Annotated in this window: 24 protein-coding genes, 1 tRNA gene and 4 pseudogenes; 24 read left to right on the top strand and 5 right to left on the bottom strand. The window is 72.9% G+C overall.

The features are described 5' to 3' along the window. From JNW87_RS14830 to JNW87_RS14820, 3 genes and pseudogenes are all read left to right on the top strand, one after another. A pseudogene (locus JNW87_RS14830) lies at nt 1-349 on the top strand (shikimate dehydrogenase); the annotation flags it as partial. Between the two features lie 192 nt (nt 350-541). Next, entirely contained in the window at nt 542-1,720 is a 1,179-nt protein-coding gene (gene aroC / locus JNW87_RS14825; protein ID WP_238453870.1) for a chorismate synthase, read from the top strand. Between the two features lie 19 nt (nt 1,721-1,739). Beyond that, nucleotides 1,740-2,246, top strand: a complete 507-nt coding sequence (locus JNW87_RS14820; RefSeq protein WP_109802362.1) for a shikimate kinase — start codon at nt 1,740-1,742, stop codon at nt 2,244-2,246. Here the strand turns inward: JNW87_RS14820 and JNW87_RS14815 are convergent. Then, nucleotides 2,236-2,916, bottom strand: a complete 681-nt coding sequence (locus JNW87_RS14815; protein WP_238453872.1) for a cytochrome c oxidase assembly protein — start codon at nt 2,914-2,916, stop codon at nt 2,236-2,238. The genes JNW87_RS14820 and JNW87_RS14815 overlap by 11 nt on opposite strands. A gap of 90 nt (nt 2,917-3,006) precedes the next feature. Next, on the bottom strand, nt 3,007-3,531 hold the full coding sequence (locus tag JNW87_RS14810; RefSeq protein WP_238453869.1) for a DUF2243 domain-containing protein: 525 nt from the start codon (nt 3,529-3,531) through the stop codon (nt 3,007-3,009). Nucleotides 3,532-3,662: 131 nt separating this feature from the next. Here JNW87_RS14810 and aroB point away from each other — a divergent pair, with 131 nt between their 5' ends. The 4 genes from aroB (at nt 3,663) to nusB (ending at nt 6,300) form a co-directional block, all read left to right on the top strand. Beyond that, a complete protein-coding gene (gene aroB, locus JNW87_RS14805; RefSeq protein WP_238453868.1) occupies nt 3,663-4,739 on the top strand; it encodes a 3-dehydroquinate synthase in 1,077 nt (358 codons plus the stop codon). Then, nucleotides 4,736-5,176, top strand: coding sequence for a type II 3-dehydroquinate dehydratase (gene aroQ, locus JNW87_RS14800; RefSeq protein ID WP_109802358.1), 441 nt, complete (start codon nt 4,736-4,738; stop codon nt 5,174-5,176). Before aroB ends, aroQ begins: the two co-directional genes overlap by 4 nt. 132 nt (nt 5,177-5,308) lie before the next feature. Next, nucleotides 5,309-5,866 carry an elongation factor P gene (gene efp, locus JNW87_RS14795; protein WP_109802357.1) on the top strand — a complete coding sequence of 186 codons (558 nt, stop codon included), beginning with the start codon at nt 5,309-5,311 and terminating at the stop codon, nt 5,864-5,866. 23 nt (nt 5,867-5,889) lie between these two features. Then, nucleotides 5,890-6,300, top strand: coding sequence for a transcription antitermination factor NusB (gene nusB / locus JNW87_RS14790; RefSeq protein ID WP_201749689.1), 411 nt, complete (start codon nt 5,890-5,892; stop codon nt 6,298-6,300). Between the two features lie 90 nt (nt 6,301-6,390). Here nusB and JNW87_RS14785 read toward each other — a convergent pair whose 3' ends face one another. Continuing rightward, a complete protein-coding gene (locus JNW87_RS14785; protein ID WP_109802355.1) occupies nt 6,391-6,879 on the bottom strand; it encodes a transcriptional regulator in 489 nt (162 codons plus the stop codon). Between the two features lie 285 nt (nt 6,880-7,164). On the opposite strand from JNW87_RS14785, the gene pyrR reads away from it, so the two are divergent. From pyrR to JNW87_RS14700, 17 genes and pseudogenes are all read left to right on the top strand, one after another. After that, nucleotides 7,165-7,749 carry a bifunctional pyr operon transcriptional regulator/uracil phosphoribosyltransferase PyrR gene (gene pyrR, locus JNW87_RS14780; RefSeq protein ID WP_238453867.1) on the top strand — a complete coding sequence of 195 codons (585 nt, stop codon included), beginning with the start codon at nt 7,165-7,167 and terminating at the stop codon, nt 7,747-7,749. Then, complete coding sequence (locus tag JNW87_RS14775; protein ID WP_238453866.1) at nt 7,746-8,672, top strand: aspartate carbamoyltransferase catalytic subunit; 927 nt, start codon at nt 7,746-7,748, stop codon at nt 8,670-8,672. Before pyrR ends, JNW87_RS14775 begins: the two co-directional genes overlap by 4 nt. Further along, nucleotides 8,669-9,946, top strand: a complete 1,278-nt coding sequence (locus tag JNW87_RS14770; protein ID WP_238453865.1) for a dihydroorotase — start codon at nt 8,669-8,671, stop codon at nt 9,944-9,946. The genes JNW87_RS14775 and JNW87_RS14770 overlap by 4 nt, the downstream gene beginning before the upstream one ends. Continuing rightward, nucleotides 9,943-11,178, top strand: a complete 1,236-nt coding sequence (gene carA, locus JNW87_RS14765) for a glutamine-hydrolyzing carbamoyl-phosphate synthase small subunit (protein WP_238453864.1) — start codon at nt 9,943-9,945, stop codon at nt 11,176-11,178. Before JNW87_RS14770 ends, carA begins: the two co-directional genes overlap by 4 nt. Next, nucleotides 11,171-14,518 carry a carbamoyl-phosphate synthase large subunit gene (gene carB / locus JNW87_RS14760; protein ID WP_238453863.1) on the top strand — a complete coding sequence of 1,116 codons (3,348 nt, stop codon included), beginning with the start codon at nt 11,171-11,173 and terminating at the stop codon, nt 14,516-14,518. Before carA ends, carB begins: the two co-directional genes overlap by 8 nt. Continuing rightward, nucleotides 14,515-15,555 carry a quinone-dependent dihydroorotate dehydrogenase gene (locus tag JNW87_RS14755; RefSeq protein WP_109802349.1) on the top strand — a complete coding sequence of 347 codons (1,041 nt, stop codon included), beginning with the start codon at nt 14,515-14,517 and terminating at the stop codon, nt 15,553-15,555. Before carB ends, JNW87_RS14755 begins: the two co-directional genes overlap by 4 nt. 171 nt (nt 15,556-15,726) lie before the next feature. Continuing rightward, nucleotides 15,727-17,001, top strand: coding sequence for an adenosylmethionine--8-amino-7-oxononanoate transaminase (locus tag JNW87_RS14750; protein ID WP_109802348.1), 1,275 nt, complete (start codon nt 15,727-15,729; stop codon nt 16,999-17,001). Between the two features lie 133 nt (nt 17,002-17,134). Next, nucleotides 17,135-17,971, top strand: coding sequence for an orotidine-5'-phosphate decarboxylase (pyrF, locus tag JNW87_RS14745; protein ID WP_109802347.1), 837 nt, complete (start codon nt 17,135-17,137; stop codon nt 17,969-17,971). 179 nt (nt 17,972-18,150) lie between these two features. Next, the gene (gene mihF, locus JNW87_RS14740; protein WP_013285515.1) at nt 18,151-18,468 is read left to right on the top strand and encodes an integration host factor, actinobacterial type; all 318 of its coding nucleotides are present in this window, start codon (nt 18,151-18,153) and stop codon (nt 18,466-18,468) included. Between the two features lie 25 nt (nt 18,469-18,493). Beyond that, nucleotides 18,494-19,027 (top strand): guanylate kinase, encoded by a 534-nt coding sequence (locus JNW87_RS14735; protein WP_238453862.1) that lies wholly within the window; start codon nt 18,494-18,496, stop codon nt 19,025-19,027. A 45-nt stretch (nt 19,028-19,072) separates the two neighbouring features. Beyond that, nucleotides 19,073-19,336: a DNA-directed RNA polymerase subunit omega gene (gene rpoZ, locus JNW87_RS14730; RefSeq protein WP_007075826.1), complete on the top strand. Its 264-nt coding sequence runs from the start codon at nt 19,073-19,075 to the stop codon at nt 19,334-19,336. 14 nt (nt 19,337-19,350) lie between these two features. Then, nucleotides 19,351-20,554: pseudogene (coaBC, locus tag JNW87_RS14725) on the top strand (bifunctional phosphopantothenoylcysteine decarboxylase/phosphopantothenate--cysteine ligase CoaBC). Nucleotides 20,555-20,653: 99 nt separating this feature from the next. Then, complete coding sequence (gene metK / locus JNW87_RS14720) at nt 20,654-21,844, top strand: methionine adenosyltransferase (RefSeq protein ID WP_238453861.1); 1,191 nt, start codon at nt 20,654-20,656, stop codon at nt 21,842-21,844. Nucleotides 21,845-21,903: 59 nt separating this feature from the next. Continuing rightward, nucleotides 21,904-22,218, top strand: a pseudogene (locus JNW87_RS14715) (primosome assembly protein PriA); the annotation flags it as partial. Further along, nucleotides 22,218-22,451 carry an FBP domain-containing protein gene (locus JNW87_RS14710; protein ID WP_238453871.1) on the top strand — a complete coding sequence of 78 codons (234 nt, stop codon included), beginning with the start codon at nt 22,218-22,220 and terminating at the stop codon, nt 22,449-22,451. The pseudogene JNW87_RS14715 and the gene JNW87_RS14710, both read left to right, overlap by 1 nt. A gap of 5 nt (nt 22,452-22,456) precedes the next feature. Continuing rightward, nucleotides 22,457-22,972, top strand: a complete 516-nt coding sequence (locus JNW87_RS14705) for a hypothetical protein (RefSeq protein ID WP_238453860.1) — start codon at nt 22,457-22,459, stop codon at nt 22,970-22,972. Between the two features lie 86 nt (nt 22,973-23,058). Continuing rightward, nucleotides 23,059-23,250 carry a general stress protein CsbD gene (locus JNW87_RS14700; protein WP_109799948.1) on the top strand — a complete coding sequence of 64 codons (192 nt, stop codon included), beginning with the start codon at nt 23,059-23,061 and terminating at the stop codon, nt 23,248-23,250. A gap of 114 nt (nt 23,251-23,364) precedes the next feature. Here the strand turns inward: JNW87_RS14700 and JNW87_RS14695 are convergent. Both JNW87_RS14695 and JNW87_RS14690 read right to left on the bottom strand, forming a co-directional pair. Continuing rightward, a tRNA-Ala gene (locus JNW87_RS14695) sits at nt 23,365-23,438 on the bottom strand. Between the two features lie 205 nt (nt 23,439-23,643). After that, nucleotides 23,644-23,860: pseudogene (locus JNW87_RS14690) on the bottom strand (hypothetical protein); the annotation flags it as partial.

Below are 23,860 nucleotides of genomic sequence, written 5' to 3'. Positions count from 1 at the left end.
TCCACGAGCTGCGGCCGGTGGCCGGCGCGGTGGGCGTGCCGCTGACCGGTGCGGCCTGGGACGGGGCGCCGAGCCACGCCCGGGCGACGTGGTGATCTCCACCGTGCCGAAGGGCGTGGCCGACCCCTTGGCGGAGAACTTCGACTGGCGGCCGGGGACGGTCTTCTTCGACGCCCTCTACGACCCCTGGCCCACCCCGCTCGCCGCCGCCGCGCTCGCCGCCGGCTGCCGGGTGGTCTCCGGGCTGGACCTGCTGCTGGCCCAGGCGGTCGGCCAGTTCGAGCAGTTCACCGGCGTCCCGGCGCCGGTCGACGCGATGCGCGCCGCGCTCACCACGGCGCGCGCCTGAACCACCGCCGGCCGGGGCCGACGGACCACCCTCCCGCGCCGACCGTTCCGGGGCCGCTCCGGCGGTCCGCGCCGGTCGGACCGGAGCCTCGCCGCCGGCACGGACGGCCGGACCCGGGTCGGGTGCGTCCGTAAGGCGGGACGCGGTGGGCACGGCGTTGGCGCGGCCACCTGGCGTGACAGACTGACCGCTGTGTTGCGCTGGCTGACTGCAGGTGAATCGCACGGACCCGCCCTCGTCGCGATGCTGGAGGGGGTGCCCGCCGGGATCGAGCTGACCACCGGGGAGATCGCCGGTGAGCTGGCCCGGCGCCGGCTCGGCTACGGCCGGGGCGCCCGGATGTCGTTCGAGCAGGACGAGGTCGAGATCATCGGTGGGCTCCGGCACGGGGTCACCATCGGCAGTCCGGTGGCGATCCGGGTGGGCAACTCGGAGTGGCCGAAGTGGCGGACCGTGATGGCCGCCGACCCGGTCGACCCGGAGGAACTGGCCGCGCAGGCCCGCAACGCGCCGCTCACCCGGCCGCGGCCGGGACACGCCGACCTGGCCGGCATGCAGAAGTACGGCCACGCCGACGCCCGGCCGATCCTGGAACGGGCCAGCGCCCGGGAGACCGCCGCCCGGGTCGCCGTCGGCACCGTCGCCAAGGCCCTGGTGAAGCAGGCGCTCGGCATCGAGATCGTCTCCCACGTGGTGGAGCTGGGCCCGGTCGCCGCCAAGCCGGGGCTGCGTCCCACCCCCGCAGACGCCGAGCGGATCGACGCCGACCCGCTGCGCTGCCTCGACCCGGGGGCGAGCGCCCGGATGGTCGCCGAGGTCGACGCCGCGAAGAAGGCCGCCGACACCCTCGGCGGCGTGGTCGAGGTGCTGGCGTACGGGGTGCCGCCGGGTCTGGGCAGCCACGTGCAGTGGGACCGCAAGCTCGATGCCCGGCTGGCCACCGCGCTGATGTCCATCCAGGCGATCAAGGGTGTGGAGATCGGCGACGGCTGGCAGCAGGCCCGCTCCCGGGGTTCCGAGGCGCACGACGAGATCATTCCGACCGCCACCGGGGTGCGTCGGGTCACCGACCGGGCCGGCGGCCTGGAGGGCGGCATCACCACCGGCGAGCCGGTGCGGGTGAAGGCGGCGATGAAGCCGATCTCGTCGCTGAACCGGGCGCTGTCCACCGTCGACGTGACCACCGGCGAGCCGGCCACCGCGATCAACCAGCGCTCGGACGTCTGCGCGGTGCCCGCCGCGGCGGTGGTCGCCGAGGCGATGGTCGCCCTGGTGCTCGCCGAGGCGGCGGTGGAGAAGTTCGGCGGCGACTCGATCGCGGAGATGCGCCGCAACCTGGCCGGCTACCTCGACGCGCTGGTGATCCGGTGACCGCGGGGAGCGTGACCCGGTGAACCGGCCGGTCTGCGTGCTGGTCGGGGCGCCCGGCTCCGGCAAGACCACCATCGGTCAGGCCCTCGCCGCCGCGCTGGCCGTCGAGTTCCGGGACACCGACCTCGACATCGAGCAGCTCGCCGGCAAGCCGATCCCGGAGATCTTCGTCGACGAGGGGGAGGACCACTTCCGTACCCTCGAACGGGCGGCGGTGGCGGCGGCGCTGGCCTCGCACGGCGGGGTGCTCGCTCTCGGCGGCGGCGCGATCCTCGCCGAGGAGAACCGCGCCGCGCTGATCGGCCACACCGTGGTGCACCTGTCGGTGGAGCTGCCCGACGCGGTGAAGCGGATCGGCCTGGGCGCCGGGCGACCACTGCTGGCGATCAACCCGCGGGCCACCCTCAAGCACCTGATGGACCAGCGCCGCCCGCTCTACGCCGAGGTGGCCACCGCGACGGTGGTGACCGACGGGCGGACCCCGGAGGAGATCGCCGCCGAGATCGCCGCGCTGCTCAAGCCCTGACCGGCGCGGGCTTGGCGGCACGCTCGGGACGCCAGGAGACCAGGAGTGCAAGGGCGAGCAGGATCTCGGCGAGGTCGCCGCCGTAGTACATGACGGTGGCGGCGTCGCGTAGCTCGTCGCCGGCCGCCGGAACGTCGACGAGCAGGTCGGCGTAGAGGAGCTGGGCGATTGCGGCATGCGCGGCCACGGCAACGCCGAGCACGAGCAGGCGCACGGGAACGCGGGGGCGGTGCGGACCGGGATCGGGGCCGGCTATCGACCAGGCGAAGAGGTAGCCGGCGAGCACGAAGTGCAGGTGCACCAGACCGTGCAGTGCGGGGCTCGTCAGCGTGGCCCGGTAGAGCGGGGTCAGGTATAGCAGGTACAGGCCGCCGGCGGTGAGCAGCAGGCCGGTCACCGGGTGTGCGGCTACCCGGGCAACCGGGTGCCGCAGCAGCCGGACCGCCGCCCGGCCGGCGCGCCGGTCCAGCGTGCGCAGCGCGAGGGTGCCCGGCGCGCCGAGCACCAGGGCCAGTGGTGCCAGCATGCCGAGCAGCAGGTGCTGCCACATGTGCCCGGGCAGGTCGCCCGCGGGCCAGGCCAGCCCGGCCGCGAGCAGCGCCGCGCCGAGACCGAAGCTCGCCGTCCGCCGGTGGTTCCACCCGGGCCGGCCCGCGTCGCGCTGGCGCAGGGCCGCGGCCAGGTAGAGCCAGAACCATCCCCAGCGGTACGAGAGCGACGGGCGGGAAGCCGCCGGCGGTGTGTCCGGCGTGGGCCGGGGTCACCGTCGGTCAGCGGCGCAGACGTCGACCGTCCCGGCCCGCCGCTGCACCAGCCAGCCGACCGCGACCAACGCCGCCCCGAGGGCGAGGAAGCCGACATCCCAGGCGGTCTGGTGCGGCCCGGTCCGGACGTGGTGGATGCCGAGCAGGTGGTGGTCCACGATCCCCTCCACCAGGTTGAACAGTCCCCAACCCGTCAGCGCCCAGCCCCACAGCGCCGGGGAGCGCCAGAGCCGGCCCCGGGACCGGGTCGCCCGCCCGTAGAGCAACGCCAGTCCGGCCAGCACCGCGACCCAGGTCACCACGTGGAAAAGCCCGTCCCACAGGGTGTTCATCCGCAGCCCCGGCACGGTGTCCACCGGGTACGTCCGGATCCCGACGTGGTCGGTGTCGGTGCTGCTGAGCATGTGGTGCCACTGGAGGACCTGATGCAGCAGGATGCCGTCGACGAACCCGCCCAGCCCGACCCCGAGGATCGTCGCGGCGACCCGGATGTCCGTCCCGTCGATGGTGTGTCGGGCCATCGCCACTACCTCCGCGGTCGGGTCCCTGGCTCGGTGCCCCGGACCTCACCGGTCAAACGTCGCAGCGCCGTGGCGGTCACGGAGTGGACACTCGCCGCCCCGAGACCCCCGGCTCGGCTAGGCTGCCGGCGATGGACGAGGTGACCCGAATCCCGGTCGGCGGCGAACGGCCGTACGACGTGCTGGTGGGACGCGACCTGCTCGACCCGCCGCCGCGACTGCTGCCCGGCGCGAACCGGGTCGCGGTGCTGCACGCCGCCCCGCTCAAGGCGCTGGCGGAGTCGCTGGCTGCGCGGGTCCGCGCGGTCGGGGTCGAACCGCTGCTGATTGAGGTGCCCGACGCCGAGGCGGGCAAGCAGATCGACGTCGCCGCCGCCTGTTGGGATCGGCTCGGCGAGGCCGGGTTCACCCGTACCGACGCGGTGGTGGGGGTGGGCGGCGGCGCGGTCACCGACCTGGCCGGCTTCGTCGCGGCCTGCTGGCTGCGCGGGGTGCGCTGGGTGCCGGTCGCGACCTCGCTGCTCGCCATGGTCGACGCGGCGGTGGGCGGCAAGACCGGGGTCAACACCGCCGCCGGCAAGAACCTGGTCGGCGCCTTCCACCCGCCGGCCGGGGTGATCTGCGACCTCGCCACCCTGGACGGCCTGCCCGCGGCCGACCTGGCCGCCGGGATGGCCGAGGTGGTCAAGTGCGGTTTCATCGCCGACCCGGTGATCCTCGACCTGGTCGAGCGGGATCCCGCCGCCGCGCTCGACCCGACCGGGCCGGTGACCCGCGAGCTGATCGAGCGGGCGATCCGGGTGAAGGCCGACGTGGTCTCCGGCGACCTGCGCGAGTCCGGGGTACGGGAGGTGCTGAACTACGGGCACACCCTGGCTCACGCGATCGAGAAGGTGGAGGGCTACCGGTGGCGGCACGGGCACGCCGTCGCCGTGGGCCTGGTCTACGCCGCCGCGCTGGCCCGGCTCGCCGGTCGGCTGGACGCGGCGACCGCCGAGCGGCACCGCGCCGTGGTGGCCGCGCTGGGCCTGCCGACCAGCTATCCGGCCGAAGCGTGGCCGCGGCTGCTCGCCGCGATGCGGGTCGACAAGAAGGCCCGGGGCAGCACGTTGCGCTTCGTGGTGCTCGACGGGCTGGCCCGGCCGGCGATCCTGGAGGGCCCCGACGACGAGCTGCTGCACGCCGCGTACCGGGAGATCGCCTCGTGAGGGTGTACGTGCTCAACGGCCCGAACCTGGGCCGGCTCGGCACCCGGCAGGTCGACGTCTACGGGGTGACCAGCTACGCCGACCTGGTCGACATGTGCGTGGACGTCGGTCGCGAGCTGGGCCTGGACGTGGTGGTCCGGCAGACCGACGCCGAGCACGAGCTGCTCGGCTGGCTGCACGCGGCGGCCGACGAGGGCGCGCCGGTGGTGCTCAATCCCGCCGCCTGGTCGCACTACTCCCTCGCCGTACGCGACGCCTGTGCGATGCTGCGGGGGCCGCTGGTGGAGGTGCACATCTCCAACATCCACGCCCGCGAGGAGTTCCGGCACCACTCGGTGGTCTCCGCGGTGGCCACCGGGGTGATCTGCGGGCTGGGCGTGGACGGCTACCGCCTCGCCCTGCGGCACGTCGCCACCCGGCTGGCGGCCGCCGACTGAACCGGTAGCGGGGCGGTCGACGCCGGGTACCCGGGGTGACGTTCGGGCGGGCGGGACCGCGCCGGCGCTGTCGGCTCGACACAGCTAGTAGACTTGCCAGGTCTGTCCGCCAATTGATGATCAAGGCAGGAAATGGCCACCACCAACGAGCTCAAGAACGGCCTCGTACTCAACCTCGACGGGGAGCTCTGGGCCGTCGTCGAGTTCCAGCACGTCAAGCCCGGTAAGGGTGGCGCCTTCGTGCGCACCACGCTGAAGAACGTGCTGTCCGGCAAGGTCGTCGACAAGACCTTCAACGCGGGCACCAAGGTCGAGACCGCGACCGTCGACAAGCGCACCATGCAGTACCTGTACGCCGACGGCGAGGACTACGTCTTCATGGATCTGGAGACGTTCGACCAGATCACCGTCCCCGGCGGCACCGTCGGTGAGGCGGCCAACTACCTCCTGCCAGAGGCCGAGGCGACCGTCGCGACGCACGAGAGTGTCCCGCTCTACATCGAGCTGCCGACCTCCGTCGTGCTCGAGGTCACCTACACCGAGCCGGGTCTGCAGGGCGACCGGTCGACCGGCGGCAACAAGCCGGCCACCGTCGAGACCGGCGCGACCGTGCAGGTGCCGCTCTTCATCACCACCGGCGAGAAGATCAAGGTCGACACCCGCGACGGCCGTTACCTCGGCCGCGCCTGATGGCCGAGGGTCCCAAGCAGCAGATGCCGGCGCGCCGCAAGGCGCGCAAGCGGGCGCTGGACGTGCTCTTCGAGGCGGACCTGCGCGACCGGCCCCCGGTCGAGGTCCTCGCCGGCTACCTCGAGCGAATCGAGAAGCCCCGGCCGGAGCACCTGGGGTACGCGGTCAGCCTGGTCGAAGGGGTCGCCGACCACCTCGACCGGATCGACGAGCTGATCGCCAGCTACGCCGAGGGCTGGACGCTCGACCGGATGCCCGTGGTCGACCGCAACCTCGCCCGGATCGCCGTCTACGAGCTGCTCTACGTCGACGAGATCGACGACGCGGTGGCCATCAGCGAGGCCGTCGAGCTGGCCCGGCAGATGTCGACCGACGACTCGCCGCGCTTCCTCAACGGGGTGCTCGGCCGGATCGCCGAGTACGCCACCCGCTGAGTCGCGACCGGCGCGCCGCGGCGACCGCACTGATACGACGAAAAGGGCCCGTGCCGGACGGCACGGGCCCTTTTCGGTTGCTGCTGCGGGTCAGGACGCGAAGAACGCCCGCGGGTCGGCGACCAGCACACCGTGCTCGGTGAGCCGCTCGATCAGGCCCGACGGCGAGGCGTCGTAGACGATGGCGAGGGCGCGCAGGTCGTCGGCGCGGATGGAGAGCACCCGGCCGTTGTAGTCACCGCGCTGCTGCTGGATGGCTCGGGCGTACCGGGCGACGTAGGCGAGGTCCTCGGAGGCCTCGTCGTAGAGCCGCTCCAGGTCCAGGACGATCTTGCTGGTCGGCTCGTGGCGCACCCCGCTGCCGTCGGGCAGCAGCTCCGCGACGGGAACGCGGTAGAAGTCGGCCAGCTCCGCCAGGCGGGACACGGTGACGGCCCGGTCGCCGCGCTCGTACGAGCCGACCACCACGGCCTTCCACCGCCCGTTCGACTTCTCCTCCACACCCTGCAGGGACAGGCCCTGCTGCTGGCGGATGGAGCGCAGGCGGGCGCCCAGCGACTTGGCGTATTCAGAGGGCATTCGGACACTCCCAGTGCTGCTCGGGGTTCTCCCAGCTATCGCTACGGAGCGTGACGGTACGGGGATTGCGACACCTGGTCAAGTGGTCGTGACATTGCCGTTGGGGGGCACGGGGGGAGTTATCCCCATTTCGCCACCCTGATCCTGGGGTCAGTACCGGCCGCGGTCGGCCCGGTGACCGCTGGTAACGTGGCGTGAAGCCCCGGTCCGGGCCGTTCGCGGCCGGGCCGGCAACCCAGACGTCCTTTAACGACCCGTCCCGTGAGGCGGGGAAGGAGGTCCGCCGTGGCCTACCCACCGGCTGCCCAGTCGTCGCCGCCGCGACAACCCTCGGTGAAGGTGATCCTCGCCGCCGCCGACGTGTCGCGGGTGGTCGACCGCATCGCCCACCAGATCCTCGAGAAGACCCAGGGTGCCGCCGAGACCGTGCTGCTCGGCATCCCCACCCGGGGTGCCCCGCTGGCGAAGCGCCTCGCCGCCCGGATCAGCACCTTCGAGGACGTGACCGTCCCGGTCGGCGTGCTCGACATCACCCTCTACCGCGACGACCTGCGCCGGCACGCCACCCGCGCGGTCGGCCCGACCGAGCTGCCGACCGGCGGGATCGACGGCAAGCGGGTGATCCTCGTCGACGACGTGCTCTTCTCCGGCCGCACCGTGCGGGCCGCCCTGGACGCGCTCAGCGACGTCGGCCGCCCCGCCTCCGTGCAGCTCGCCGTCCTGGTCGACCGCGGCCACCGCGAGCTGCCGATCCGCGCCGACTACGTCGGCAAGAACATCCCCACCGCGCTCGCCGAGAGCGTGAAGGTCACCCTCGCCGAGACCGACGGCGCCGACGAGGTCAAGCTGTACGGAGGTGCGCCCGCATGATCCGGCACCTGCTCTCCGGGGCCGACCTGAACGCGGCCACCGCCACCCAGATCCTGGACACCGCCGCCGAGATGGCCACGGTCGCCGGCCGCGAGGTCAAGAAGCTCCCCGCGCTGCGCGGCCGGACCGTGGTGAACCTCTTCTACGAGGACTCCACCCGGACCCGGATCTCCTTCGAGGCGGCCGCCAAGCGGCTCAGCGCCGACGTGATCAACTTCTCCGCCAAGGGCTCCAGCGTGACCAAGGGCGAGAGCCTGAAGGACACCGCGCTCACCCTCCAGGCGATGGGCGCGGACGCGGTGGTCGTTCGGCACCCCGCCTCCGGAGCCCCGCACCGGCTGGCCAACTGGGTGGACGGGTCGGTGGTCAACGCCGGCGACGGCACCCACGAGCATCCGACCCAGGCGCTGCTCGACGCGTACACCATGCGCTCCCGGCTGGGCCGGCTCGCCGGCCTGCACGTGGCGATCGTCGGCGACGTGCTGCACTCCCGGGTGGCCCGCTCCAACGTGCTGCTGCTCTCCACCCTCGGCGCCAAGGTCACCCTGGTCGGCCCGCCCACCCTCATCCCCGTCGACATTTCGGGGGCGCTCGCGCCGGGCACCGACGTCTCGTACGACCTCGACGCCGTTCTTCCCGGTGTGGACGTGGTGATGATGCTGCGGGTGCAGCGGGAACGGATGAACGACTCCTACTTCCCCTCCGCCCGCGAGTACGCCCGCCGCTACGGGCTGGACGGTCCGCGGATGCGCCGGCTGCCCGGGCACGCGATCGTCATGCACCCCGGCCCGATGAACCGGGGCATGGAGATCACGCCCGAGGTCGCCGACTCGCCCCGCTCCACCATCGTCGAACAGGTCGCCAACGGGGTCTCCGTGCGGATGGCCGTCCTCTACCTGCTGCTCGGAGGGAACAACCGGTGACCGCGTACCTGATCAAGAGCGTGAGCGTGGTCGGCGCGGCGCCGACTGACCTGCTGATTCGCGACGGCGTCGTGGCCGAGACCGGCGCCGGACTGGCCGCGCCGGACGCCACGGTGCTGGACGGCACCGGGCTGGTGGCCCTGCCCGGCCTGGTCGACCTGCACACCCACCTGCGCGAGCCGGGCCGGGAGGACGCCGAGACCGTGGAGTCCGGCTCCCGGGCGGCGGCCCTCGGCGGGTACACCGCGGTCTGCGCGATGGCCAACACCTCCCCGGTCGCCGACACGGCCGGCGTGGTCGAGCAGGTCTGGCGGCTCGGCCGGGAGGCCGGCCTGGTCGACGTGCAGCCGATCGGCGCGGTCACCGTCGGCCTGGCCGGCGGGCAGCTCGCCGAGCTGGGCGCGATGGCCGACTCGGCGGCCCGGGTGCGGATCTTCTCCGACGACGGGCACTGCGTCGCCGACCCGAAGCTGATGCGCCGGGCGCTGGAGTACGTCAAGGCGTTTGACGGGGTGATCGCCCAGCACGCGGAGGAGCCGCGGCTCACCGAGGGCGCGCAGATGCACGAGGGCGAGGTCTCCACCCGGCTCGGGCTGACCGGCTGGCCGGCGGTCGCCGAGGAGGCGATCATCGCCCGGGACGTGCTGCTCGCCGAGCACGTCGGCAGCCGGCTGCACGTGTGCCACGTCTCCACCGCCGGCAGCGTGGAGGTGCTCCGGCACGCCAAGGCGCGCGGGGTGAAGGTCACCGCCGAGGTGACCCCGCACCACCTGCTGCTCACCGACGCCAAGGCCGAGACGTACGACCCGGTCTACAAGGTGAACCCGCCGCTGCGTACCGCCACCGACGTCGCCGCGCTCCGCGCCGCGCTGGCCGAGGGCGTGATCGACATCATCGCCACCGACCACGCCCCGCACGCCGTGGAGGACAAGGAGTGCGAGTGGGCGTACGCCCGGCCGGGCATGCTCGGCCTGGAGACGGCCCTCTCCATCGCCCTCGACGTGCTCGGCCCGCAGTGGGACCTGATCGCCGAGCGGATGTCCCGCGCCCCGGCCCGGATCGCGGGCCTGGACGGGCACGGCGCCGACCCGGCCCCCGGCGTGCCGGCCAACCTGACCCTGGTCGACCCGGCCGCCCGCCGCACCATCGAACCGGCGGAGCTGGCCAGTCGCAGTCGCAACACCCCGTACGCCCGGATGACGCTGCCGGGTCGCATCGTGGCGACCTTCCTGCGCGGCGAGCCGACGGTCCTGGACGGAAAGGCAACCAAGTGACCCGCAGACCTTCCGCGATCCTCGTGCTCGAGGACGGCCGGACGTTCCACGGCGAGGCGTACGGCAGCGTCGGGGAGACCTTCGGCGAGGCGGTCTTCAACACCGGCATGACCGGCTACCAGGAGACCCTGACCGACCCGTCCTACCACCGGCAGGTGGTGGTGCAGACCGCCCCGCACATCGGCAACACCGGCGTGAACGACGAGGACGACGAGTCGGGCCGGATCTGGGTCGCCGGCTACGTGGTCCGCGACCCGGCCCGGATCGGCTCCAACTGGCGGGCCACCGGTGGGCTGGAGGACCGGCTGGCCTCCGAGGGCGTGGTCGGCATCAGCGGCGTCGACACCCGGGCGCTGACCCGGCACCTGCGCGAGCGGGGCGCCATGCGGGTGGGCATCTCCAGCGTCGACGACGACCCGCGCGCCCTGCTGGCCCGGGTCCGCCAGTCCCCGCAGATGGTCGGCGCGGACCTCTCCGCCGAGGTGACCACCGAGAAGCCGTACGTGGTCGAGGCGGTCGGCGAGCACCGGTTCACGGTCGCCGCGCTGGACCTGGGCATCAAGCGCAACGTGCCGCGCCGGCTCGCCGCCCGCGGGGTCACCACCCACGTGCTGCCCGCCGGCTCCAGCATCGACGACCTGCTGGCCACCGGTGCCGACGCGGTCTTCTTCTCGCCCGGCCCGGGCGACCCGGCCACCGCCCACGGCCCGGTCGCCCTCGCCAGAGAGGTGCTGCGCCGGCAGGTGCCGCTGTTCGGCATCTGCTTCGGCAGCCAGATCCTCGGCCGGGCGCTCGGCTTCGGCACCTACAAGCTCGGCTACGGCCACCGGGGCATCAACCAGCCGGTGCTCGACCGGGCCACCGGCAAGGTCGAGGTGACCAGCCACAACCACGGCTTCGCCGTCCAGGTCCCGGGCGCGCGGGCCGGGGTGGTGGTCCCCGACGAGGTGATCGAGACCGAGTTCGGCGGCGTCCAGGTGTCGCACGTCTGCCTCAATGACAACGTGGTCGAGGGGCTGCGGGCCAGGGACGTGCCCGCCTTCACCGTCCAGTACCACCCCGAGGCGGCGGCCGGCCCGCACGACGCGGACTACCTCTTCGACCGCTTCGCCGAACTGATCGAGGGTCGCGGCCTCGACCGGAAGCGCAGCGAGGGCCGCGGCCTCGACCGGAAGCGCAGCGAGGGCCGCGGCCTCGACCGACAGCAGAGTGAAGGCGGCAAGAATGCCTAAGCGGACCGATCTCAAGCACATCCTGGTGATCGGCTCCGGGCCGATCGTGATCGGACAGGCCTGCGAGTTCGACTACTCCGGCACCCAGGCCTGCCGGGTGCTGCGCAGCGAGGGGATCCGGGTCAGCCTGGTCAACTCCAACCCGGCGACGATCATGACCGACCCGGAGTTCGCCGACGCCACCTACATCGAGCCGATCACCCCGGAGTTCGTCGAGCTGGTCATCGCCAAGGAGCGCCCCGACGCGCTGCTGCCCACCCTGGGCGGGCAGACCGCGCTGAACACCGCGGTCGCCCTGCACGAGGCCGGCGTGCTGGAGAAGTACGGCGTGGAGCTGATCGGCGCGAACATCGAGGCGATCAACCGCGGCGAGGACCGGCAGCTGTTCAAGGACATCGTCGCCAAGGCCGGCGTACGGCTCGGTCTGGACGACCCGACCGGCCTGGTGCCCCGCTCGCGGGTTTGCCACTCGATGGCCGAGGTCGAGGCCACCGTCGGCGAGCTGGGCCTGCCGGTGGTCATCCGGCCGTCGTTCACCATGGGCGGCCTGGGGTCCGGCATGGCGCACACGCCCGAGGACCTGGCCCGGATCGCCGGCGCCGGTCTGGCCGCCAGCCCGGTGCACGAGGTGCTCATCGAGGAGAGCGTGCTCGGCTGGAAGGAGTACGAGCTCGAACTGATGCGCGACCGCCACGACAACGTGGTGGTGGTCTGCTCGATCGAGAACGTCGACCCGATGGGCGTGCACACCGGCGACAGCGTCACCGTGGCCCCGGCCATGACGCTCACCGACCGGGAGTACCAGCGCCTGCGCGACCTCGGCATCGCGGTGCTGCGCGAGGTCGGGGTGGACACCGGCGGGTGCAACATCCAGTTCGCGGTCAACCCGGCCGACGGCCGGATCGTCGTGATCGAGATGAACCCCCGGGTGTCCCGTTCCTCGGCGCTCGCCTCGAAGGCCACCGGCTTCCCGATCGCCAAGATCGCCGCGAAGCTGGCCATCGGCTACACCCTCGACGAGATCCCCAACGACATCACCCTGAAGACCCCGGCGGCCTTCGAGCCGACCCTCGACTACGTGGTGGTGAAGATCCCCCGGTTCGCGTTCGAGAAGTTCCCCGGCGCGGACCCGGAGCTGACCACCACGATGAAGTCGGTCGGCGAGGCGATGAGCCTCGGGCGCAACTTCACCGAGGCGCTCAACAAGGCGATGCGGTCGATGGAGACCAAGGGTGCCGGGTTCTGGACCCAGCCCGACCCGGACGGGGCGACGAGGGAGAACACCCTCGCCGCGCTGCGGATGCCGCACGACGGCCGGCTCTACACGGTGGAGCGGGCGCTGCGGCTGGGCGCCTCCGTCGCCGAGGTCGCCGCGGCCTCCGGCGGGATGGACCCCTGGTTCCTGGACCAGATCGCCGGCCTGGTCGAGCTGCGGGCGGAGATCGTGGACGCCCCGGTGCTCGACGCGGAGCTGCTGCGCCGGGCCAAGCGGGCCGGCCTGTCCGACCGGCAGCTCGCCGCGCTCCGCCCGGAGCTGGCCGCCGAGGACGGCGTCCGCACCCTGCGGCACCGGCTCGACGTCCGCCCGGTCTACAAGACGGTGGACACCTGCGCCGCCGAGTTCGAGGCGACCACGCCGTACCACTACTCGACCTATGACCAGGAGACCGAGGTCGCGCCCTCGGGCCGGCCCAAGGTGCTCATCCTGGGCTCCGGGCCGAACCGGATCGGCCAGGGCATCGAGTTCGACTACTCGTGCGTGCACGCGGTGATGGCGCTGCGCGAGGTGGGCTACGAGACCGTGATGGTCAACTGCAACCCGGAGACCGTCTCCACCGACTACGACACCGCCGACCGGCTCTACTTCGAGCCGCTGACCTTCGAGGACGTGCTGGAGGTCTGGCACGCCGAGGACTGCTCCGGCAGGGCGGCCGGGGGTCCCGGCGTGGTCGGGGTGATCGTGCAGCTCGGCGGGCAGACGCCGCTCGGCCTGGCCCAGCGGCTCAAGGACGCCGGGGTGCCGGTGGTCGGCACCTCCCCGGAATCGATCCACCTGGCCGAGGAGCGCGGCGCGTTCGGCGCGGTGCTCGCCCGGGCCGGGCTGCGCGCCCCGGCGCACGGCATGGCCACCTCGTACGACGAGGCGAAGGCGATCGCCGACGAGATCGGGTACCCGGTGCTGGTGCGGCCGTCGTACGTGCTCGGCGGGCGGGGCATGGAGATCGTCTACGACGACGCCACGCTGCGCGACTACATCGGCCGGGCCACCGACATCTCCCCGGACCACCCGGTGCTGGTCGACCGGTTCCTCGACGACGCCATCGAGATCGACGTGGACGCGCTGGTCGACGCCGACGGCGAGGTCTACCTCGGCGGCGTGATGGAGCACATCGAGGAGGCCGGCATCCACTCCGGCGACTCGTCCTGCGCGCTGCCGCCGATCACCCTGGCCGGCTCCCACCTGGCCCAGGTGCGCCGCTACACCGAGGCGATCGCCCGGGGCGTGGGCGTGCGCGGCCTGCTCAACGTGCAGTACGCCCTCAAGGACGACATGCTCTACGTGCTGGAGGCGAACCCGCGGGCGTCCCGGACGGTCCCGTTCGTCTCCAAGGCGACCGCCGTGCCGTTGGCGAAGGCGGCGGCCCGGATCGCGCTCGGCGCCACCATCGCCGAGCTGCGCGCCGAGGGCCTGCTCCCGCCGAGCGGGGACGGCGGCGCGATGCCGGCCGACGCCCCGATCGCGGTGAAGGAGGCGGTGCTGCCGTTCAAGCGGTTCCGCACCCCGGCCGGCAAGGGGATCGACTCGCTGCTCGGCCCGGAGATGAAGTCCACCGGCGAGGTGATGGGCATCGACACCAACTTCGGGCACGCCTTCGCCAAGTCGCAGTCCGCCGCGTACGGCTCGCTGCCGACCGCGGGGAAGATCTTCGTCTCGGTGGCCAACCGGGACAAGCGCGGCATGATCTTCCCGATCAAGCGGCTGGCCGACCTGGGCTTCGAGATCGTCGCGACCACCGGCACCGCCGAGGTGCTGCGCCGGCACGGCATCGCCTGCGAGCAGATCCGCAAGCACTACGAGGCCGGCGAGGGCGAGGACGCGGTCTCGATGATCCTCGGCGGCGACGTGGCCCTGGTGGTCAACACGCCGCAGGGCTCCGGCGCCAGCGCCCGCTCCGACGGTTACGAGATCCGCAGCGCCGCGGTGACCGCGGACATCCCCTGCATCACCACGGTCCCCGGCGCGGCGGCGGCGGTGATGGGCATCGAGGCCCGGATCCGGGGCGACATGCGGGTCCGCCCCCTCCAGGAGCTGCACGCCGCCCTGCGGGCCCGGCAGTGATCTTCGAGCGGGTGGTGCGCCCGCAGCTGTTCCGGATCGGCGGCGGCGACGCGGAGCGGGCGCACGAGTGGACGCTGCACCGGCTGGCGGGGCTGTCCCGCCGGCCGGCGGCCCTCGCGGCGCTGCGCGCGCGGTACGCCGTGGCCGCGCCGCGGACGGTGTTCGGGGTGGACTTCCCGAACCCGGTCGGGTTGGCCGCGGGGATGGACAAGGATGGCCGGGCGCTGCCGGCCTGGCCGGCGCTCGGCTTCGGCTTCGTCGAGGTCGGCACGGTCACCGCGCATGCCCAGCCGGGCAACCCCCGGCCCCGGCTGTTCCGGCTCCGGGACAGCGAGGCGGTGGTGAACCGGATGGGGTTCAACAACGCCGGCGCCGCGGCCCTGGCCGACCGGCTGGCCGCGTTGCCCCGCCCGATCGGCGTACCGCTGGGCATCTCGCTCGGTAAGTCCAAGGTGACGCCGCTGGACGCGGCGGTCGAGGACTACCTGGCCTCGTACCGGGCGCTGCGGGAGCACGGCGACTACTTCGCCGTCAACGTCTCCTCGCCGAACACCCCAGGGCTGCGGGCGCTCCAGGACAGATCCCACCTGGACGCGCTGCTGGCGGCGCTGGTGGGGGAGAAGCCGGTGCTGGTGAAGATCGCGCCGGACCTCACGGAGCCGGCCATCGCGGAGCTGCTGGAGGTCTGCCTGGACCGGGGCGCGGCCGGGGTGATCGCCACCAACACCACCCTGGCCCGGGACGGGCTCGCTCCGGCCGACCGGGAGCGCGGCGCGGAGACCGGGGGCCTCTCCGGCCGTCCGCTGGCCGGACGCGCCCGCGAGGTGGTCGCCTTCGTGCACCGGGAGACCGGCGGCTGGCTGCCGGTGATCGGCGTCGGCGGCATCGTCGACCCGGACGACGCGGCCCGGATGTTCGACGCCGGAGCCAGCCTCGTCCAGCTCTACACCGGATTCATCTACCGCGGCCCCGCCCTGGTCCGCCGTGCCGCCCGCGTGGCGTCCGGCACGGCGGCGGCACCGGCCGGCCACTCGTGAACCAGGGCCGGGCGACGTTCCCCGGCACTCCCTTTGCTCTGCTTCACCCGGCGCAACGGCCAACGTCCGATATCCGGACAACCGGTGTTGCCGTCGCTGCAGCAGAGCAAAGCGGGTGCGGGAGCATGGTCCGTCCGGTGCGCACCCGCGCGAGGAGATGAAGGAGACCCCATGACGCCTGAGGAGATCCTCGCGGCCGATCGGGCCCACGTCTGGCACCCGTACGCGGCGCTGCCGCCGGCCAGCCCGCCCCACCTGGTGGCGAGCGCGGCGGGCGTCCGGCTGCGGCTGGCCGACGGCCGGGAGCTGGTCGACGGGATGTCGTCGTGGTGGGCGGCGATCCACGGCTACCGCCACCCGGTGCTCGACGCGGCGGTCACCGACCAGCTCGGCCGGATGAGCCACGTGATGTTCGGCGGGCTCACCCACGAGCCCGCGGTGCGGCTGGCCGGCACCCTGGTCGAGCTGGCCCCCGAGGGCCTGGAACACGTCTTCCTGGCCGACTCCGGCTCGGTCAGCGTCGAGGTCGCGGTGAAGATGTGCCTGCAGTACCAGCGGGCCACCGGCCGGCCGGAACGCCGCCGGCTGGGCACCTGGCGGGGCGGTTACCACGGCGACACGTTCCACCCGATGAGCGTCTGCGACCCCGAGGGCGGCATGCACCACCTGTGGGGGGACGTGCTGCCCCGGCAGGTCTTCGCGCCGGTGCCGCCGGGTGGCTTCGACACCCCGCCGGACCCGGCGTACGAGCAGGCCCTGGTCGACGCGGTGGAACGGCACGCCGACGAGCTGGCGGCGGTGATCGTGGAGCCGGTGGTCCAGGGCGCCGGCGGGATGCGCTTCCACCACCCGCACTACCTGCGGGTGCTGCGCGAGGTGACCCGGGCGCACGGCATCCTGCTCATCTTCGACGAGATCGCCACCGGCTTCGGCCGCACCGGCACGATGTTCGCCGCCGAGCACGCCGGCGTCGCCCCGGACGTGCTCTGCGTCGGCAAGGCGCTCACCGGCGGTTACCTGACCCTGGCCGCCGCCCTCTGCACGCCCGAGATCGCCCGGGGCATCTCGGCGGGCGGGGTGCTGGCGCACGGTCCCACCTTCATGGGCAACCCCCTCGCCTGCGCGGTCGCCAACGCCTCGCTGGACCTGCTGCGGGCCGGGGACTGGGCCGCGCGGGTGGCGGGAATCCAGGACGGGCTGCGGGCCGGGCTGGAGCCGCTGCGCGACGCGCCGGGGGTGGCGGACGTGCGGGTGCTGGGGGCGATCGGCGTGGTCCAGCTCGACCACGAGGTGGACCTGACCCGGGCGACCGCGGCCGCGGTGGCGCAGGGGGTGTGGCTGCGCCCGTTCCGCGACCTGGTCTACACCATGCCGCCGTACGTCACCGACGACGCGGACGTGGCGCGGATCGTCAGCGGCGTCGAGGCGGCGGTCAAGGCCGGCTGAGGCGGCCCGGGGGAGCGGGCCTACGCCCGCCCCGCCGCCCGGCCGGAGGCCGGCCGGCGACGAGGAGCGGCGGACTTCCGCCGCCGTACGACCACCGCGGCGTGGCGCCGCGCGAGGGAGAGGGAGAGTGGCGATGGAGAGCTTCGGCGCCCGCCTGCACCGGGCCGTGGCCGAGCGGGGACCGCTCTGCGTGGGGATCGACCCGCATCCGGGTCTGCTGGCGCGCTGGGGGCTGTCCGACGACGTCGACGGGCTCGACCGGTTCGCCCGGACCGCGGTCGAGGCGCTCGGTGACCGGATTGCGGTGGTCAAGCCCCAGTCGGCCTTCTTCGAGCGGTTCGGCGCCCGGGGTGTCGAAATTCTTGAGTCAACTATCCGACAGTTGCGCGATGCGGGCTCGCTCGTTCTGCTCGACGTCAAGCGTGGCGACATCGGCTCGACGGTCAGCGCGTACGCCTCGGCCTACCTCGATCCGTCAAGCCCGCTGTGTGTCGACGCGCTCACGGCCAGCCCCTATCTCGGGGTCGGATCGCTCGCGCCGATGTTCGAGCTGGCCGCCGCGCACGGGGGCGGCGTATTCGTCCTGGCGCTCACCTCCAACCCGGAGGGCGCGGCGGTGCAACGCGCCGTCACGGCCGACGGGCGGACCGTCGCGCAGACCGTGATCGACGAGATTTCCCAGCTCAACAGGGGTGCCGAGCCGCTCGGCAGCTTCGGTCTGGTGGTCGGCGCGACGATCGGCGACACCGGCCACGACCTCTCCGGGGTGAACGGTCCGCTGCTCGCGCCGGGGCTCGGCGCCCAGGGTGGCACCGCGGCCGACCTGCGGACCGTGTTCGGCGCCAGCCTGCCGTCGGTGCTGCCCTCGTACTCCCGTGAGGTCCTGTCCGCGGGACCGGACGTGGCCGCCCTGCGGGCCGCCGCGGACCGGGTCCTGGCCGACTGCCGGGCCGCGCTGGCCACCTCCTGACTGACTGACGGCTCGGTCACTTTGCGCTGATCCTGGCGCGCCCACGTTGCCGAAAACGCCGTTGACCGCTAGTTTTCCCCGCGCTGGGAACCACGGACCCCTTTGGTTGCCAGCGACACCACGTTTCACAGATGCGGCGGTGCGCCCCGCCCGTCGCGATAGGGACCTGAGGAGAACTGGTGCCGCTCCCGTCACTGACCCCCGAGCAGCGCGCTGCCGCGCTGGAGAAGGCCGCGGAGATCCGCAAGGCCCGTGCTGAGCTGAAGGAGCAGCTCAAGCAGGGCAAGACCACCCTCGCCACCGTCCTCGAGCGGGCTGAGTCCGACGACGTCGTGGGCAAGCTCAAGGTTTCGGCCGTCCTGCAGGCGATGCCGGGCATCGGCAAGATCCGGGCCACCCAGATCATGGAGAAGCTCAAGATCGCCGACAGCCGCCGACTGCGTGGCCTGGGCGAGCAGCAGCGCAAGGCTCTGCTTGGAGAGTTCGCCGCCAACTGAACGCCGCAACGTGTAGAAACAAGCGGTGAGCACGGATGACGAGGCGCGCCCGGCGGCTCGGCTCACTGTCCTGGCCGGACCTTCGGGGGCCGGCACGGAGAGTGTCGTCGAGCTGGTCCGGGCGCGTTTCCCGTCCGCCTGGGTGCCCGTGGTGGCCACCACCCGGCCGCCCGGCGCGGGCGAGCTGGACGGCGTCGACCGGCTCTTCCTCGCCCCGGCCGAGTTCGAGCGGATGATCGCCGGGGACGAACTGCTGGAGTGGAGCCAGATCGGGCCCTACCGGCGCGGGGTCCCGCGCGCGGGGATCCGCTCCCGGCTGGCCGCCGGCCTCCCCGTGCTGCTCCCGCTGGACCTGCCCGGCGCGCTCGCCGTCCGGGCCGTCGCGCCGGACGCGCAGCTGGTGCTCCTCGCCCCGCCCGGGTACCGGCCGGACCCCGCCGTGACGGCGGCCTTCCCGCACGCCGTGACGCACGACCGTACCGAGCGCGCGGCCGACGAGCTGGTAGGCTTGCTCGGTTCTTCCTTCCTGGCTCCGGCCCAACCGCGCCCGAGCGGTTGAGAGACCACCGCTTCCGTGCGGTGCTTAAGACGCAGAGGTTAATTCGTGGGATCCATCGCCAACCCCGAAGGCATCACCAACCCGCCGATCGACGAGCTCCTCGAGAAGACGACCTCGAAGTACGCGCTGGTGATCTTCGCCGCCAAGCGCGCGCGCCAGGTCAACGCCTACTACAGCCAGCTCGGTGAGGGCCTGCTGGAGTACGTCGGCCCGCTCGTGGAGACCACCCCGCAGGAGAAGCCGCTGTCGATCGCCATGCGCGAGATCAACGCGGGCCTGCTCACCGCCGAGCCGACCGACCAGCCGTAAGCCCGCCCGCGTCGATGTCCGCCGAGATCGTCCTCGGGGTCGGCGGTGGCATCGCCGCCTACAAGGCGTGTGAGCTGCTCCGGCTCTTCACCGAGTCGGGTCATCACGTCCGGGTCGTGCCGACCGCGTCGGCGCTCCGCTTCGTCGGGGCGCCGACCTGGGCCGCGCTATCCGGTCGGCCGGTCGCCGACGACGTCTGGTCCGACGTGCACGAGGTGCCGCACGTCCGCCTCGGTCAGCACGCCGACCTGGTCGTGGTCGCGCCCGCCACGGCCGACCTGCTCGCCAAGCGCCCACGGGCTCGCCGACGACCTGCTCACCAACACCCTGCTGACCGCCCGCTGCCCGGTCCTGCTCGCCCCGGCGATGCACACCGAGATGTGGGAACACCCCGCCACCGTCGCCAACGTCGCGACCCTGCGGTCCCGGGGCGTCCGGGTGATCGAGCCCGCCGTCGGGCGGCTCACCGGCGCCGACACCGGCAAGGGCCGGCTGCCCGACCCGGCGGAGATCTTCGCCGTCGCCCGCCGCGCCCTCGCCCGAGGGGTCTCCGCCCCGGCCGACCTGGCCGGCCGGCACGTCGTGGTCACCGCCGGCGGCACCCGCGAGCCGCTCGACCCGGTCCGGTTCCTCGGCAACCGCTCCTCCGGCAAGCAGGGGTACGCCTTCGCCCGCGCGGCGGTGGCCCGCGGCGCCCGGGTCACCCTGATCTCGGCCAACGTCTCGCTCGCCGACCCGGCCGGCGCCGACCTGGTCCGGGTGGGCACCACCGAGGAGCTGCGCAAGGCGACCCTGGAGGCCGCGGCCGGCGCGGACGCCGTGGTGATGGCCGCCGCTCCCGCCGATTTCCGTCCCGCGACGTACGCGCCTGGCAAAATCAAGAAGGACGACGGCAGCGCGCCGACGATCGAGCTGGTCACCAACCCGGACATCGCCGCCGAGCTGGGTCGTCGCCGTCGACCCGAACAGGTGCTGGTGGTGTTCGCCGCCGAGACCGGCGACGCCGAGGCCAACGGCCGGGCCAAGCTGGCCCGCAAGCGGGCGGACCTCATCGTCATCAACGAGGTCGGCCCGGACAAGGTCTTCGGCGCCGAGACCAACGCGGCGACCGTCATCGGCGCGGACGGCTCGGTGGCCCGGCTGCCCGAGCGGTCCAAGGAGGACCTGGCCGACGACGTCTGGGATCTCGTCGTGGCCCGACTGCCCCGTCGGTCCTGAACACTGGTCACCTTCGCATTGCCTGAGTCACCCTCGAGGCACGGTGACTAAACTGCCGCGGAGCGACCGTTCAAGAGTTTTCACATGCTTAGGAGTGCCGTGACACGTCTCTTCACGTCCGAATCGGTCACGGAAGGCCACCCGGACAAGATCGCCGACCAGATCAGCGACGGCATTCTGGACGCCCTGCTCAGCCAGGACCCGCACAGCCGGGTCGCGGTCGAGACCATGATCACCACCGGCCAGGTGCACGTCGCCGGTGAGGTCACCACCAAGGCGTACGCCGACATCCCGACCATCGTGCGGGACACCATCCTGGAGATCGGCTACGACTCGTCGAAGAAGGGCTTCGACGGCGCCTCCTGCGGCGTGAGCGTGTCCATCGGCGCCCAGTCGCCGGACATCGCCCAGGGCGTCGACAACGCCTTCGAGCTGCGTACCGGCTCGTCGGAGAGCGCGCTGGACGCGCAGGGCGCCGGCGACCAGGGCATGATGTTCGGCTTCGCCTGCTCGGAGACGCCCGAGCTGATGCCCCTGCCGATCGCGCTCGCGCACCGGCTGGCCCGCCGGCTCGCCGCGGTCCGCAAGGACGGCACCATCCCGTACCTGCGGCCGGACGGCAAGACCCAGGTGACCATCGAGTACGACGGACTGCGCCCCGTCCGGCTGGACACCGTGGTGGTCTCCAGCCAGCACGCCGCCGACATCTCGCTGGAGTCGCTGCTCACCCCCGACGTGCGCGACCACGTCATCGCCCCCGAGCTGGAGAGCCTCGGACTGGACACCGAGGGCTACCGGCTGCTGGTCAACCCGACGGGGCGGTTCGAGATCGGCGGCCCGATGGGCGACGCCGGCCTCACCGGCCGGAAGATCATCGTCGACACCTACGGCGGGTACGCCCGGCACGGCGGCGGCGCCTTCTCCGGCAAGGACCCGTCCAAGGTGGACCGCTCGGCCGCGTACGCCATGCGCTGGGTGGCCAAGAACGTGGTCGCCGCCGGCCTGGCCGAGCGCTGCGAGGCGCAGGTCGCGTACGCGATCGGCAAGGCCCACCCGGTCAGCCTCTTCATCGAGACCTTCGGCACCGAGACCGTGCCGGTCGCCTCGATCGAGAAGGCCGTCGCCGAGGTCTTCGACCTGCGCCCGGCCGCGATCATCCGGGACCTCAACCTGCTCCGCCCGATCTACCAGCAGACCGCCGCGTACGGCCACTTCGGCCGCGAGCTGCCGGACCTGACCTGGGAGAGCACCGACCGGGCCGCCGACCTCAAGTCGGCCGCGGGAGCCTGACCGGCACCAGGCGCAGCGACCGGCGACCCGCGCAGCGGTCGCCGGTCGCTCGTGTCTGCGTGGACGTGCCCCTGGCCCACCTGGACCGCCCCTTCGACTACCTGGTCCCGGCCGAGCTGGACGCCGAGGCGGTCCCCGGCGTCCGGGTCAAGGTGCGCTTCGCCGGCCAGCTCGTCGACGGCTGGCTGCTGGAGCGGGCCGACGCCTCCGACCACCCCCGGTTGGCGTACCTGGAGAAGGTCGTCTCACCGGTGCCGGTGCTCGCGCCGGAGGTCGCCCGGCTGGCCCGGGCGGTGGCCGACCGGTACGCCGGCAGCCTCGCCGACGTGCTCCGCCTCGCCGTGCCGCCCCGGCACGCCCGCGTCGAGAAGGAATCCGCGTCGCGCTCTTCTCGGCACCGCTCGCTGGGGCGGCCGGCCGCAACGGCAACAGCGTCGGCACCTACATGTGCGCCGACCTGCAATGCTCGCTCTACGTACGTGGGCTGCGAAAGTCAGATGCGATCGGGCGGATGAACGAGACCATCGACCAGGCCGAGCGCGTCGACCGACTCCGTCGGCAGGTCGGCCTGTTCATCGACAACGTGCTCGCGTCGAACCTGGTGTGAGGGCCATGCTGTCGTTGCTGTCAGTCGGCCCAGCACGGGTCTTGATGTTCCGGCATCCCCCGGTGGGGTTGGCGGCCCGGCCGGGATCGAAACCGGCGACGTCCCAACTCACGTGGCAGCTACTTCTCCGGGGTGCCCGGACCAACCTCGCCACGCTCCAGGTGCTCGGCGTTGCGGTCGGCTTCGCTGTGTGCGTGCGCAGCCGCGGCGCCCGGGTCGGTGGTTCGGCGTCCCTCGGCATCCTGATACACCTCGCCGGTCTCGAGCGCTTGCTCCTCCTGCCGCCGATTCTCAGGGGTTGTCATGACCACCCCATTACCCTGCACTTGTATCAGCAAACGACCGCACCGGCGACAACATCAGGCTCAAGCAGCAACACCCGCAACGACATCTTGAAGCGGGCGGTGACGGCTACCAGCAAGGCCCTCCCTCGCAGCGCCGCCCTTCACCTTCGCCGTTACTTGGACCAGCCGCACCGCGGCCGATCGTCGCTGCTCGAAGACTTCCTGTTCGGGAGCTGACCAGGGGTTTTCACCCACCGGCCGGCGGGGACGCTGGTCGGGAGGGCGGACGGCGCCCCCGTCCGCCGACACGACAGGGAGTCGACATGAGCTTCGAGAGGGCGAACGACAAGGTCGAGCAAGTGGCCGGCCCGGCCAGGGCGCGAATGGGCGACATGAACCAGGACGAGCGGTCGCAGGCGGAGCGGGCGATGCGTCGGGATGAGGCCGAGGGCAAGCAGCCCGGCGAGCACGTCCAGGAGGACGCTAGGAACACGAGGGACAACTTCACCAGCTGACCCGGCACGACCCGCCGGCCCCGGCCTGCGTGCCGGGGGCGGTGCGGTACTCCGCCGCTGTGCAAGATCGACAAAGGCCGTCTCCGACTAGCGGAAACGGCCTTTGACCTTGGGTGGAGCTGAGGGGATTTGAACCCCTGACCCCCTCGATGCGAACGAGGTGCGCTACCGGTCTGCGCCACAGCCCCTCCGCCGGCGAACCGGCGTCGGTCCCACCCGGCTTTCACCGGGCGGGCCGGCGACAAGGCTAACAGGTCGAGCACCTCGACCGCGAATCGCCCCTCCTGCGACCCAGCCTTGATCCACTCGGCAGACGGGAGGTTGCGGTGTCCGAGGCGGGCCGGGATGCCGGAACGTCCCGCAAACAGAGTCGATCAACCGGAGGCGGCCGGGTCAGGCCGAGTGGGAGCCTCGGCCGGACTGGTAGGGGCGGCCGCGGAGGCCGCCGGTGCGGCGGTAGGAGACCGAGCCGCCGGCCGCGGCGGCCGGGAGGTCGGCGGGGCGGTCCAGGGCCGCCGGCATCGTCTCGATCAGCACGGTCGCGCGGATCGTGCCATGGGCGATGCCGAGCCGCTGCTGCGCGAAGGTGAACACCTCGTTCCACAGCCGC

Origin of the sequence: Micromonospora sp. ATA51 (genome assembly GCF_016802855.1) — a bacterium.
Taxonomy (GTDB): Bacteria; Actinomycetota; Actinomycetes; order Mycobacteriales; family Micromonosporaceae; genus Micromonospora; species Micromonospora sicca.
This window is presented reverse-complemented; position numbering and strand designations above follow the sequence as displayed.

What these genes read in the sequence shown, in the direction of transcription:
- JNW87_RS14810 (WP_238453869.1), bottom strand. Translation starts at nt 3,531, where the DNA reads ATGGCCCGACACACCATCGACGGGACGGACATCCGGGTCGCCGCGACG.
- aroB (WP_238453868.1), top strand. Translation starts at nt 3,663, where the DNA reads ATGGACGAGGTGACCCGAATCCCGGTCGGCGGCGAACGGCCGTACGAC.
- efp (WP_109802357.1), top strand. Translation starts at nt 5,309, where the DNA reads ATGGCCACCACCAACGAGCTCAAGAACGGCCTCGTACTCAACCTCGAC.
- nusB (WP_201749689.1), top strand. Translation starts at nt 5,890, where the DNA reads ATGCCGGCGCGCCGCAAGGCGCGCAAGCGGGCGCTGGACGTGCTCTTC.
- JNW87_RS14785 (WP_109802355.1), bottom strand. Translation starts at nt 6,879, where the DNA reads ATGCCCTCTGAATACGCCAAGTCGCTGGGCGCCCGCCTGCGCTCCATC.
- JNW87_RS14775 (WP_238453866.1), top strand. Translation starts at nt 7,746, where the DNA reads ATGATCCGGCACCTGCTCTCCGGGGCCGACCTGAACGCGGCCACCGCC.
- carB (WP_238453863.1), top strand. Translation starts at nt 11,171, where the DNA reads ATGCCTAAGCGGACCGATCTCAAGCACATCCTGGTGATCGGCTCCGGG.
- JNW87_RS14750 (WP_109802348.1), top strand. Translation starts at nt 15,727, where the DNA reads ATGACGCCTGAGGAGATCCTCGCGGCCGATCGGGCCCACGTCTGGCAC.
- pyrF (WP_109802347.1), top strand. Translation starts at nt 17,135, where the DNA reads ATGGAGAGCTTCGGCGCCCGCCTGCACCGGGCCGTGGCCGAGCGGGGA.
- JNW87_RS14705 (WP_238453860.1), top strand. Translation starts at nt 22,457, where the DNA reads ATGCTGTCGTTGCTGTCAGTCGGCCCAGCACGGGTCTTGATGTTCCGG.
- JNW87_RS14700 (WP_109799948.1), top strand. Translation starts at nt 23,059, where the DNA reads ATGAGCTTCGAGAGGGCGAACGACAAGGTCGAGCAAGTGGCCGGCCCG.